Source organism: Pseudomonas sp. CM25 (assembly GCF_013179705.1).
Lineage (GTDB): Bacteria > Pseudomonadota > Gammaproteobacteria > Pseudomonadales > Pseudomonadaceae > Aquipseudomonas.
In genome coordinates this window covers 1-12,880 of the sequence record NZ_JABMCW010000154.1, presented here as the reverse complement: position 1 = coordinate 12,880, position 12,880 = coordinate 1, and the positions used below count along the sequence as shown (strand labels likewise).

The window sequence follows — 12,880 nt, the reverse complement described above, 5'->3', positions numbered from 1 at the left end:
GGCTTGCCCGCTCCCACAGGTACAGCGCAGCCCTCCTGTGGGAGCGGGCAAGCCCGCGAATGGGACGCAGCGCGTCCCACCGATAACGCCTTTACTTCAGGTCAAAACGATCCAGCTCCATGACCTTCTCCCAGGCCGCCACAAAGTCACGGACAAACTTGTCACCGCCATCACCGCTGCCGTACACCTCGCTCACCGCCCGCAGCTGGGCATGCGAGCCAAACACCAGGTCGACGCGGCTACCGGTCCACTTCACCTGCCCGGTCTTGCGGTCACGGCCTTCGAACGCTTCGTTGTCTGCCGAGGTCGGCTTCCACTCCACGCTCATGTCCAGCAAGTTGCGGAAGAAGTCGTTGCTCAAGGTGCCGACCTTGTCGGTGAACACGCCTTGCGTGTTACCGCCATGGTTGGCGCCCAGCACCCGCAGGCCACCGATCAGCACGGCCAGTTCCGGGGCGGTCAGGGTCAGCAACTGGGCTTTGTCCAGCAGCAGTTTTTCGGCCTTGACGCTGTATCGGTCCTTGCTGAAGTTGCGGAAACCATCAGCCAGGGGCTCCAGCACGGCGAACGACTCGACATCGGTCTGCGCCTGCGAGGCATCGGCACGCCCCGGGCGGAACGCGACGTTGAGGTTGTGCCCCGCGTCCTTGGCCGCCTTTTCCACCGCAGCGGCCCCAGCCAGGACGATCAGGTCGGCGAGTGAAATCTTCTTCCCACCAGTATTGAACCCGGCCTGGATCTGCTCCAGCGCCGCCAGCACCTTGGCGGTGCCTTCGTTGGCCCGCCAGTCTTTTTGCGGGGCCAGGCGCAAGCGGCCGCCATTGGCCCCGCCGCGTTTGTCCGAGCCACGGAAGGTCGACGCCGCAGCCCACGCGGTAGCCACCAGTTCGCCAACCGTCAGGCCCGACGCCAGCACCTTGGCCTTGAGCGCGGCAATGTCCTGCTCGTCCACTAGCGGGTGGTCGACCTTGGGAATCGGGTCTTGCCACAGCAGCTCTTCGTTGGGCATTTCCGGGCCCAGGTAGCGCGCCAGCGGGCCCATGTCGCGGTGGATCAGTTTGTACCAGGCGCGAGAGAAGGCATCCGCCAATTGCTCCGGGTTGTCCTTGAAACGCCGGGCGATGGGCTCGTAGATCGGGTCGAAGCGCAGCGCCAGGTCGGACGTGAGCATCGACGGGGCATGGCGCTTGGCCGGGTCGTGGGCATCAGGCACGGTGCCTGCCCCTTTGCCCTCTTTCGGCCGCCATTGGTGCGCGCCCGCCGGGCTCTTGGTCAGTTCCCACTCGAAGTTGAACAGGTTGTTGAGGTACTCGTTGCTCCAGCGGGTCGGGGTCGAGGTCCAGGTCACTTCCAGGCCGCTGGTGATGGTATCGCCGCCCTTGCCGGTACCGAATTTGTTGGGCCAGCCCAGACCTTGCAATTCAAGGCCTGCGGCTTCCGGCTCGGGGCCGACGTTGTCGGCAGGGCCGGCGCCGTGGGTTTTGCCGAAGGCGTGGCCGCCGGCGATCAACGCCACGGTTTCTTCATCGTTCATGGCCATGCGGCCGAAGGTGTCACGGATGTCCTTCCCCGAGGCGACCGGGTCAGGGTTGCCTTCAGGCCCTTCCGGGTTCACGTAGATCAAGCCCATCTGCACGGCGGCCAGCGGGTTTTCCAGGTTGCGCTCGCCACCCAGGTCGCGGCTTTCTTCCTCCGGGCGCTTGGCAGGTTCGGCGACCAGGTCGCCCTGCCCTGGCGGCTGGGCCTTGACCTGTTCCTTGCCATAGCGGGTATCACCGCCCAGCCAGACCTTTTCCGAGCCCCAGTACACGTCTTCGTCCGGCTCCCACACATCGGCGCGCCCACCCGAAAAGCCGAAGGTCTTGAACCCCATGGATTCGAGGGCGACGTTGCCGGTGAGCACGATCAGGTCGGCCCACGAAATCTTGTTGCCGTATTTCTGCTTGATCGGCCACAGCAGGCGCCGGGCCTTGTCCAGGCTGACGTTGTCCGGCCAGCTGTTGAGCGGGGCGAAGCGCTGCTGCCCAGCGCCCGCGCCACCGCGGCCATCGCCAATACGATAAGTACCGGCGCTGTGCCAGGCCATGCGGATGAACAACGGCCCATAATGGCCGAAGTCTGCGGGCCACCAGTCCTGCGAGTCGGTCATCAGGGCGCTGAGGTCTTGCTTGAGGGCCTGGAAGTCAAGGCTCTTGAACGCCTTGGCATAGTCGAAGTCCGGGTCCATCGGATCAGATTTGGAGGAATGCTGGTGAAGAATTCTCAGGTTGAGCTGGTCAGGCCACCAGTCACGGTTGGTGGTGCCGCCACCTGCGGTTTGATGGAACGGGCATTTCGATTCGTTCGACATCTGCGGGTACCTTTGGGTCGGTTATCCAGATTTCCGGTCTATGCCAGGTGTTCTTTCAGCCGAGCGTGTGGGCTCGTGCTACCCCTCATCAGGTCTACACGGGGCTTGCGAAGCTGTCACGGCGGGTTGGCGCGGTCTTGCACGCAGGTGCTGACAGGCCGCCCGCTCGCGGAATTCGCGGGGCCAGGGGAAAGACTAGCCGAGCTTGGGCAGAGTTCTAATAGAGTGGCTGTTGCGTGCTGATAGGCTGGCTCTTTCACTGCGGTGCGTACCGCCGCCAACACCCCCGCACATCCATACAAGGCACACGGGCCTGCGCCGTGCTTCAATACACCGCCCTGCCTTTCACTCCGGAACCCGAGCCCTCATGAACCGCAACGACCTGCGCCGCGTCGACATGAACCTGCTGGTGCTGTTCGAAGCCTTGATGATCGAACGCAACCTGACCCGGGTCGGCGAAAAGCTGTTCATCACCCAGTCCACGGTCAGCGCCGCCCTCGCCCGCCTGCGTGAACTGTTCGACGACCCGCTGCTGATTCGCAATGGCCGGGCCATGGAGCCCACGCCAAGGGCCATGCAGATCTTCGCCGAACTTGGCCCGGCCATGGACGTGATTTCCGCCGCCATCAGCCGTGCTCGCGAATTCGAGCCGGCAAACAGCTGCAACGTGTTCCGCCTTGGCCTGTCCGACGATGCCGAGTTCGGCCTGTTTCCGGCCCTGCTGCAGGCCCTGCGCGAAGAAGCCCCGGACATCAGCGTGGTGGTGCGGCGGGCCAACTTCCTGCTGATGCCGGGCCTGCTGGCCAGCGGCGAGATATCGGTGGGCGTGAGCTACACCACCGACCTGCCGGCCACCGCCAAGCGCCGCAAGCTGCGCGACATCGGCGTGCGAGTGCTACGCGCCGACGACCGCCCGGGGCCGCTGACCCTTGATGAATACTGCGCCCGCCCGCATGTGATGGTGTCGTTCTCGGGCGACATGAGCGGCAACATCGACCTTGACCTGGCGCGCATCGGCCGTTGCCGTAAAGTGGTGCTGGCGGTGCCGCAGTTCGGCAGCCTGCGGGCCCTGCTGCGCAACACCGAGATGATCGCCACCGTACCGGACTACGCTGCCTGCGCCCTGGCCGACGACGGCAGCCTGCGCGCCGATCCGGCGCCGTTCGAGATCACCGAGGCCGAGCTGTCGATGGTCTGGAGCGGTGCCCAGGACAACGACCCCGCCGAGCGCTGGCTGCGCGAGCGAATTTTGCAGTTCATGGCTGCAGGCCCCCAGCCGTCATAGCGATACAGGCTTTTATTTGCGCCGCTGCATCCAGGCCGCCCCCAGTCCACTGAGGCAGATGATGGAAATCCCCACCAGACTCAGCGTATCCGGCACCTGGCTGTACACCACCAACCCCAGCAACCCGGCAAACACGATCTGGCAATAGCTGAACGGCGCCAGCAATGCCGGTGCCGCATGCCGGAAGGCCTGGGTCAGCAACAGGTGCGCAGTCATGCCGAAGCCGCCCAGTGCCAGCATCAGCAGCGCATGGTCCCAGCGCGGCACTTCCCAGAAGAACGGCACCAGCGCACTCATCACCAGGGTATTGCACAGCCCTGCATAGAAGTTGCTGGTGGTCGGGCTGTCATGGGCGGCCAGGATGCGCGTGAGCAGCTGATAAAAGCAGAAGCCCAGTGCCGAGCCGAACGGGTACAGGATCGCCGGCGTGAACATCGCCCCACCCGGGTGCACCACCACCAGCACGCCGATAAAGCCCATCACCACTGCCACCCACTGCCCTACCGTCACCCGCTCCTTCAGCAGCGGCGCCGACAACGCCGTCACCAGTACCGGGGCCAGGAAGTTGACCGCCGTGGCCTCGGCCAGCGGCAGGTACTGCAGGCCAGTGGTGAACAGCAGGCTTGTGCTCAGCAGGCTCAGTGCACGCAGCGTCTGCAACAGCGGACGACGGGTGCGCAGCACATTGAGGCCCGACTTGGGCAGGAAGATGCCAGCCATCAGCAGCGTATGCACCACATACCGCGCCCACACCACCATGATGATCGGGTACAGGCCGCCGAGGAATTTGGACAAGGCATCGTGGCTGGCGAACAGGAACGTCGCCACCACCACCAGGCCAATGCCACGCAGGGGTTGGTTGACGCCGGACAGCGGTGTACTGGAACTCATGGCTCTCTCGATGACGGCGCGGCAGGTTGCAACGCCCAGGGAAGGCCGCACAGGCCTGGCCTGGCGGATGCAACTGCTCGGATTCTAGAAGAGATAGCCCAGCATAAGGAAGTTCAAATGCCGCTTGTCCAGGCCAATTGCATTTTCTGTTCGCTGATCGACCACTTTGCGCTGCGAACGCATGGCCCGCGCCGCGCTGATCGCCGACCATCGAGCGCCACCCTGCTCAACCCTACAAGGAATTTACATGCAAAGGCTCACCACCCGTAACGGCCTGGACCTGCCTGCGATCGGCCTTGGCACCTGGCCAATGACCGGCGCCGAATGCACCCAGGCCGTGCGCCAGGCGCTGGACCTGGGTTACCGGCACCTCGACACCGCCACCGCCTATGAAAACGAAGCCGCCGTCGGCCAGGCCCTGCGCGACAGCGACGTACCGCGCGAGCAGATCCACCTGACCACCAAGGTGTGGTGGGACAAGCTGGAGCCCAAGACCATGCGTCAGTCGCTGGAGGACAGCCTGCGCGCCCTGGGGACCGAGCAGGTGGACCTGTTCCACATCCACTGGCCTGGCCAGGACTGGGATCTGGCCCGCAGTATCGACACACTGGTAGCGCTGCGCGACGAGGGCAAGGCACGCCATATTGGCGTGGCCAACTTCCCGCTGGGGCTGCTGCGCCAGGTGGTGGAAAGCCTGGGGGCCCCGCTGTCGGCGATCCAGGTGGAATACCACGTGCTGCTCGACCAGCAACCGCTGCTCGACTACGCCCGCCGCCACGACCTGTTGCTCACCGCCTACACCCCGCTGGCCCGTGGCCAGGCGGCAGCACAGCCGGTGATCCAGGCGATTGCCCGCAAGCATGGCGTGCTGCCCAGCCAGGTAGCGCTGAGATGGTTGCTGGAGCAGGACGGCGTGGCGGCAATCCCCAAGGCCAGCAGCCGCGAAAACCAGCTGGCCAACCTGGCGGCCCTGCAGGTGCAGCTGGATGACGAGGACCGCGCGGCGATTGCCGGCTTGCCGAAGGATCAGCGGGTGGTGAGCCCGGTATTTGCGCCAGACTGGAACAGCTAAGCTGCCTCGCCCACCATCTGAAACCTTAAGAGATTGCCCAGCCCATTGGGCTGCGCTGCCGCGCAGAGAACTGATGCTGGGCGCTCCGCGTAGCGCCGCGAAGAATTCAACGCGGCGCATGGCACCGGCTGCGCCCAATTACCTCACCCCCGGCAGCCCCTGAAAACTCGGCAGGATGCTCAGGCACCCCGGAATATGCCTGCATGCCTTGGCCCCGGCCGACTCCGGCGCCGCGGAGGCCAGCAAGGTGAAGCCGATGATCAGCACCACGGACAACGGTACGCAGTAAACCAGCAAGCTCTGCAATTTCATGGCAAGCACCCTCGGTCTGCATCCCCGCCAGCTGCACTGGCGGGGCCTTGCGCCACTCAGCGCTCGTCCACGGTGACAATCTCGCGCCGCTCGGCCATGCTCGCCGGCACTTGGTCCTCGTCGGTGAAGAACTGCTGGTACCACTCGCGCAACTGGTACACCGGGCCGTCGTTCTCGGCCAGCACCGGCTTGTCGATGCGGGCCTTGTGCTTCCAGATGTCAACGTCCTGGTAGAACGAGGCGCGGTTGCCCATGACATAGGCCTTGGCGATTTCGCTGTTCTGCTCCTCGGTCCAGCCCGGCACGCGCTTGACCATGCAACCGAAGCGCAGCACGAAACTGTCGGGGCCCACCGGCACGTGGCTGTTGAGCAGAATGGCATGCACCCGCACATCACCGAACATCGAGCTCAGCTCGGTAAAATGGGTGGCCGGCCCGTAATACGCCGAGGGCGCGATCAGGTCGCCACCCAGGCGCTCGGAGTCGCCGTGGAAGATCTGCCGGCCGATATGTCCCTCGAACACGTTGGCGAAGTACTTGGTGGGCGTGCCGTGCACCGGCCCGAAATGCTGAGCGTCCACCAGGTTGTCGACCAGCTCGCGCGGGTTGGTCTCGATCAGCATGGTGTCGATGTTCCATTCGTGGATCCACTCCGGGTCGTCCATCTGCGGCAGATGCGGAATCACCACGCCGGCTTTCGGCGCACGGCCTTCGGGGTTGTTCCAGATGAACAGCAGGTTGTTTTCCTCGCAGGTCAGCCAGCTGCGGGTCTTGGCCTTGGGCGGAATGCGCTTGCAGTACGGGACTTCCACGCATTTGCCGCTGCTGTCGTATTTCCAGTGGTGAAACGGGCACACCACGGTGTCGTTCTCGAGGGTGCCCTGGGACAGGTCGGCGCCCATGTGCGGGCAGAAGGCGTCGAGGATGGTGATGCCGCCAGTGCTGGCGGCGAACGCCACCAGGCGCGTGCCGAAGATATTCAGGGTATGCAACTTGCCATCACGGTAGTCATCGGCCACCCCAAGGCAGTGCCAGCCCCTGGCGTAGCGATGGGCGCGCTGGGCGCTGTCGAGGGAGAGTTCGGCGAGCTTGGTCATGTTGTTGTTATTCCTGTGTTGGATACGCCATTCATCGGCAATGCCCCTGCGCGAGCAGGGGCATTGCCTGGCTGACATCTTTGAACAGACCTGCCGGGCCCTCATCCTTCAATCGGACTAGACGGGGCCCGCCCAGGCTCTACTGGCCGAAACGCCGCGCCGCCTCGGGGCCAAAGTCGCGCGGGCTGAAACCCGGCCGGTTGAGCAGGTAGCCGTTGCGCTGCTCGTTGATCAGGTTGAACGCCAGGTAGCTGCCGGCATTGAGGTCGTGGTAAAGCCCGACACCGGCCTGCGGGCGCTGGGTTTCATAGGCATAGAAGTAGTTCACCATCGAGGTGCGCCACAGCTCGCCGCGGTTGTCGTAGTTGTCGGCCAGCATCGGGAACCAGGTATCTTCGTCGATGTACAACTTGCGTTTGCCATACAGGTGGCGGTAGCCGGGCTTGAGGGTGCCCTCCAGCTCCCACACCCGGTGGCGCTCGTAACGCATCGCCTGCGGGTTGAGATGGCCCGGAGTCAGCAGGCTGGCGTACTTGAGCTGCGGGGCATGGACCTTGTAGGCGTTGTACGGGATGAACATTTCGCGCTTGCCTACAATTTTCCAGTCATACCGCTGCCCCGAGCCGTTGAACAGGCGCACCTCGTCCACGGTGATCGAGCCGCCGCTGCCAGGGAACGACATGTCGAAGCCATACCCCGGCGACTGCCGCACCCGCCGAGTGCCGGGGTCGTACCGCCAGGCCTGGCGCGGTTCGGTCTTGTCGTTCCAGAATTCGGTGCCGGTATTGATCTCGCCCTTGTCGCGCTGCGGCAACAGCGTCTCGTTGAGGTAGAACGACGAGTTGCCGACCGTGTCGCCCGCCTTGCCCGGTTCCAGCGATGGCGCCAGGTTGCGCGAGTGCACCCGGCCCCAGTTGATGTTGCCATCCTTGAGTACATACGCGTTGTCGGAGGTGTATTCCTCTGTCCAGGCGCGCAGGGTGAACGTGGACGCATTCTTCAGCAGCTCCAGGCCGCTGCGCGGCACCGGGAACGGCGTGCCGCCGGTCTTGCCGACCACCCCCTCGCCATCATCTACCAGCTTGGCCACCTTGGCATTTTCACGGGTGGCCTGGCACACCGCATCGTCGAAACGGAAGTCCCGGTGGCTGGGGTAGATCGGCATCTTGAAGGTGGCCGGGTACAGCTTGAACAGGGCCTTTTGCCCATCGGACAGCGCGTCGGCGTACTGAGCCATGTTGTCGGCGCTGATAACGAACAGCGGCTTTTCGCTGGCGTACGGGTCGACGGGATGATGGCCGGTGCCCTTGAAGTCCACCTGGGGCGGCGCCCCCAGCCATTGGCCGGAGAACGGTGGGATACTGCCGTCGGCGTTGCCCTGCGGGTCGGCCCCCAGGCAGGTCAGGTCCTTGCCCAGGCGCTCGACGTCCTCAGGGGCGGCCTGCACGCCAGTTGCAAGGGCGCTGAGCAGCATCACCAGCGCCAGGTTCTGCGGGGCAAGCGCACGGGCAGTGAGCAGACAACGGCTGGCCGGTTTACTGTCGGTCATTCTTGTTCTCCTTGGTTACCGATAGCGGTGGCCCAGTATCGGCAGGCCTTTGCGAGGGGAGCATCGTCCGCTCGGACTAACGCACTAACGCACGTCTACCCCATGCATGCCGGCGCCGACGGCTGGGCCAGCTGCCCTGGCGCCCCCAGTGCAACCACGCTGTTGAGCATGATGCGCACCAGTTCGGTCTGGCGCCGCACCCCGGTCTTGGAGAAGATCGAACGCAAGTGCGCGCGTGCCGTATTGCGCCGGATATTGAGCCGTTCGGACGCCTCCTCCAGCGACAAGCCATTGGCCAGTTCCAGGGCCAGTGCGGTCTCGGCAGGGGTCAGGTTGTAAAGCTGCGCGGTCACCCCGTTGCTCACCAGCGATTTGCCCACCGCATCGCGCACATACACAACCACGGTCGGCTTGCCCTTGCCCTCCACCAGCTCCTGGGACGGGATCAGCTCGACCACCACCCCCAGGTTGACCTGACCCGAAGGCCGTGACACCGACATGGCCTCGGCGCCCTGCTCCACCTTGTCCCCCGGCCGGCTGCGCAAGAACGCATTGCGTACCAGCCGGGCAAGCTCGCGGTTATCGCTGGGGTAGGTCGCTTCAAGGCGACCACCCACCAGTTTCAGGCCGTCGTTGCTGTCCAGGATCGCCCGTGCCACCGGGTTCAGCTGCAGCACATGGCCGTTTTCATCGAGCACGATGGTCGCCACCGCCAAGCGGTTGATGGTTTGCGAATACAGACTACCCAGCGAGACGCTGCGGTCGAGCAAGGTGTGCATGTGCAAGGCGCGGCGCAAGTGGGCGACAAGCATCGCGCACAGCGCCCGCTCGACGGCGCCGAAACGCGGTTGCTCACGGGGCCGGTTGATGCGCAGGCGCAAGGTACCGCCATCCGGCATGCTGATGTCCACCCCGAGCATGTGGTAGCAGCTGTAGGGCTGGCAGTACAGCAGGTAGAACGACGAGCTGGCCCACTCGCGGTCGCTCATCAGGTCTTCGATGGTGAACACCTGGTCGACCGGCAACCTGTCGAACAAGGTGGATTTCTCGCAATACGCGTAGTGGTTGACCCCGCCCTCGCCCGGTTCAACGTCACCCGCCACCATCATCGGTGACAGAAAGGGCTCGTCCAGCACGCGAAGGATCAAGGTCACATAGCAGGCGCCGAACAACCCGCGCAGCTGTTGCAGGGCCTCGTTCAGGCGCCGGGTATCCAGCGCGGCGTCGTACATGTTGCCGAGCAGGCGTTCATAGTCGGCCAACTCGACCCCCAGGTGCGCCAGCACCTGGGCGTTGGACAGCGTAGTCTGCATGGACAGCCCCCAGGGCGGGCCGATGCCGCCGGCCCGCAGCATTATTGTCGTAGTGGTGGGTCAAGCCGGGTTGGCGTGGGCCGGCACACCGCCCGGCAACGGTTTGGCGCGGTCGAACCAGGCCGCCAGCGCCGGTAGCAGGAAGATCGCCCCGAACACGTTCACCAGGAACATGAACGCCAGCAGTATGCCCATGTCGGCCTGCAGCTTGAGCGGCGCGAACGCCCAGGTACCCACCCCGATCGACATGGTCACGGCCGTGAACACCGCTGCCGTACCGCGCTGGCACATGGCGCGGTAGAAGGCGTTGCGCAGGTCTTGCCCATGGGCCATTTCGTGCTGGATACGCTCGTACAGGTAGATGCCGTAATCCACTCCCACGCCAACCCCCAGCGCCATGACCGGCAAAGTGGCGACCTTCAGGCCGATGCCCAGCAGCGCCATCAGGGCATTGCACAGCACTGCCACGATGCCCAGCGGCACGACGATGCACAACACCGCCGACAACGAGCGGAAGGTCACCAGGCAGAACAGCACGACCGAGCAGAACAGCGCGGCCAGCATCCACACCTCGGCATGCTTGACCGCCTCGTTGGCAGCGGCCATCACCCCGACGTTGCCGCCCGCCAGGTGGAACGATACCGCCGACGATTGCAGGGGACCGATGACGCGCCGGGCCTCGTTGACCACATGGGCCACAGTGGCGCCCTCGTGGTCATTGAGAAACACCAGTATCTGCATGCGGCGGCAACCCTCGGTGACCAGCCCGGCATCCGCCGTGTAGGCCATCGACCCCTGCTGCAACCCGCGCGCAGAGCCGGGTATGGCAGCCCAGCGCGGGTTGCCTTCATTGTTGCCGGCGATCATTTCCTTGCCCATGCCGGCCACGCTCTGCACCGACTGCACACCGGCGACATGGCGCATCTGGAAGTCGAACGCCTCCACGGCACGCATCACGGCCGGGTTCAGGCAGGCCTCGTCGATGCCGTGGCTCTGGACGAACACCGCCAGCACGTCCAGGCCGATCGAGTAACTGCTGATGATGCGCTGGTTATCCAGGTTGTAGCGCGAATCGGCGCGCAGCTCCGGGGCACCCGACCCGATATCGCCCACCGCCAACTCGCGCGCCTTGACCACGCCCAGGCCCAGCAGCACCAGGCTGACGGCGAACACCAGCAGCGCCGGGCCGGGTTCGGCAACCGCCGACAGCTTCCACCACAGGCCATGGCGCGCACTGGCGGGTGCTGGCTGCGCGGTGCCTTGGCCGCCCACGGGCAGGCATGCCAGCACCAGTGGCAGCAGCATCTTGTTGGTGACGATCATCAGCATCACCCCAAGGCAGGCGGTTACCCCCAGTTCGTGGACGATGGGAATATCGATCAGCATGATCACCGCAAAACCCAGGGCGTTCATCAGCAGGGCCAGCGAACCGGGGATGAAGATCTTGCAGAACGCGGCATACGCCGCCTGTTGCGCCGATTCGCCGGCTGCCAGCTCCTGCTTCCAGGCGTTGGTCATCTGTACCGCATGCGATACGCCAATCGAGAAAATCAGGAACGGCACCAGCACCGACATCGGGTCGATACCCAGCCCCAGCAACGGCAGCAACCCCAGCAACCAGACCACCGGCAGCAACGCCACCAGGAGGGCGACACAGCTCATCACCAGCGAGCGCGTGTAGGCCCAGAGCAGCAAGGCGGTGATGACAAAGGCCACGACGAAGAACAGCAACACCGTATCCAGGCCCTCCACCACATCGCCGACCAGCTTGGCAAAGCCCACCACGTTGATCTCGATGTTCGGGCTGTTGTAGCGCTCGCGGATCTGCTCCAGGCGCTTGGCGACCTCCACGTACGACACCGGCTGACCACTGCGCGGGTCGCTGTCCTGCAGGTCGGCGCGCACCAGTGCCGATCGCTGGTCGTTGGCCAGCAGGCGCCCCACCTGGCCGGCCCGCGCCGCATTGCTGCGCACCTTCTGCAGGTCCTGCGGGGTGCCGGCGTACTGGGGCGGCACCACCAGGTCACCGACGAAGCCGTCCTCGGTGACCTCTACATAGCGCACATTGGGGGTGAACAACGAAGTAACACTTGGCCGGCTGATACCCTCGATGAAAAACACATCATCGGTGACCTGTTGCAGCACCTTGAGGAACTCGGGGTTGTAGAGGTCGCCCTCGCCCTTCCAGCGCACGTTCACCAGCAAACGGTTAGCACCGGTGAACACCCGGCTGAAGTCGAGAAAGTTGACCATGTAGTCGTGGCGGACCGGGATCTGCTTGTTGAAACCCGGGTCCAGGCGCACCTGGGTGGCGCTGTAGCCCAGGGCCAGGGTCACCAGCAGGAACACTCCCAGCCAGACGCGCCGGCCTCGGAACAGTCGGGCTGCACAGGCGTGCACGCAACGCTCGCTCAAGCTGTTGCTCATGGTTGCTGCTCCATGCCGGTGCTGGCCACCCGCTGCTGCGCGCCCTGCGATACGCCTTTTTCACCGGCGACCAGCAAGTGGCGCGGGTTGAGCCCCACCGCCGAGGTCAGTGTGCCGAGGCCACTGCGCTGGTCGACTGCCACCAGCTTGCCTTGCCCATCCAGACGGATCAGCCTGCTGCCGGCCCCAACCAGCACCAGCCCCGCCCCCTCTGGCAGCTGCGCATGGCCGTAGATTGGCTGGCTGCTGCCGACATCGATGCGTTGCCAGCTGTCGCCGAAATCGCCACTGACGTAGACATGCCCGCGCATGCCATAGGCCAGCCAGCGCGAGGCTGACAGCCGCACCACGCCGAACAGCGAACCGTTGTAGAACGCTGGCAGTTGCTGCCAGTGCTGACCGCCATCGCTGGAGCGCAGCACCAGCCCTTGCTCGCCCACCAGCAGCTGACGGCCGTCGGTGCCGCCGTCCAGGCCGTTGAAATGCGCGCCATCGCCGGGCATCTCCCGCGCTGTCCAGTGTTCGCCGGCATCGCTGGAGACCAGGAACTTGCCGTAACTGCCGTAGGCCACCACCTGTTGGCC

The 12,880-nt window shown here is 64.8% G+C and carries 10 protein-coding genes; 2 read left to right on the top strand and 8 right to left on the bottom strand.

The features are described 5' to 3' along the window. Positions 1-91: 91 nt before the first annotated feature. Positions 92-2,350 (bottom strand): catalase/peroxidase HPI, encoded by a 2,259-nt coding sequence (gene katG, locus HP546_RS16755; protein WP_172227551.1) that lies wholly within the window; start codon positions 2,348-2,350, stop codon positions 92-94. 367 nt (positions 2,351-2,717) lie between these two features. Here katG and HP546_RS16750 point away from each other — a divergent pair, with 367 nt between their 5' ends. Then, a complete protein-coding gene (locus tag HP546_RS16750) occupies positions 2,718-3,635 on the top strand; it encodes a LysR family transcriptional regulator (RefSeq protein WP_172227549.1) in 918 nt (305 codons plus the stop codon). Between the two features lie 12 nt (positions 3,636-3,647). Here HP546_RS16750 and HP546_RS16745 read toward each other — a convergent pair whose 3' ends face one another. Then, on the bottom strand, positions 3,648-4,526 hold the full coding sequence (locus HP546_RS16745; RefSeq protein WP_172227547.1) for a DMT family transporter: 879 nt from the start codon (positions 4,524-4,526) through the stop codon (positions 3,648-3,650). A 247-nt stretch (positions 4,527-4,773) separates the two neighbouring features. Between HP546_RS16745 and HP546_RS16740 the strand changes: the two genes are divergently transcribed. Continuing rightward, positions 4,774-5,598 carry an aldo/keto reductase gene (locus HP546_RS16740; protein ID WP_172227545.1) on the top strand — a complete coding sequence of 275 codons (825 nt, stop codon included), beginning with the start codon at positions 4,774-4,776 and terminating at the stop codon, positions 5,596-5,598. Positions 5,599-5,736: 138 nt separating this feature from the next. On the opposite strand, the gene HP546_RS16735 is transcribed toward HP546_RS16740, so the two are convergent. The 6 genes from HP546_RS16735 to HP546_RS16710 form a co-directional block, all read right to left on the bottom strand. Further along, complete coding sequence (locus HP546_RS16735) at positions 5,737-5,910, bottom strand: hypothetical protein (RefSeq protein WP_172227543.1); 174 nt, start codon at positions 5,908-5,910, stop codon at positions 5,737-5,739. A gap of 56 nt (positions 5,911-5,966) precedes the next feature. Next, on the bottom strand, positions 5,967-7,007 hold the full coding sequence (locus HP546_RS16730; RefSeq protein WP_172227541.1) for a Rieske 2Fe-2S domain-containing protein: 1,041 nt from the start codon (positions 7,005-7,007) through the stop codon (positions 5,967-5,969). 139 nt (positions 7,008-7,146) lie between these two features. After that, positions 7,147-8,481 (bottom strand): DUF1329 domain-containing protein, encoded by a 1,335-nt coding sequence (locus HP546_RS16725; protein WP_172227553.1) that lies wholly within the window; start codon positions 8,479-8,481, stop codon positions 7,147-7,149. 170 nt (positions 8,482-8,651) lie between these two features. Next, positions 8,652-9,869 (bottom strand): helix-turn-helix transcriptional regulator, encoded by a 1,218-nt coding sequence (locus tag HP546_RS16720; RefSeq protein WP_172227539.1) that lies wholly within the window; start codon positions 9,867-9,869, stop codon positions 8,652-8,654. 60 nt (positions 9,870-9,929) lie between these two features. Then, positions 9,930-12,296 (bottom strand): RND family transporter, encoded by a 2,367-nt coding sequence (locus HP546_RS16715; RefSeq protein WP_172227537.1) that lies wholly within the window; start codon positions 12,294-12,296, stop codon positions 9,930-9,932. After that, positions 12,293-12,880: WD40/YVTN/BNR-like repeat-containing protein (locus tag HP546_RS16710; RefSeq protein WP_372242440.1), on the bottom strand; the 588-nt coding region annotated here is incomplete at its 5' end. The genes HP546_RS16715 and HP546_RS16710, both read right to left, overlap by 4 nt.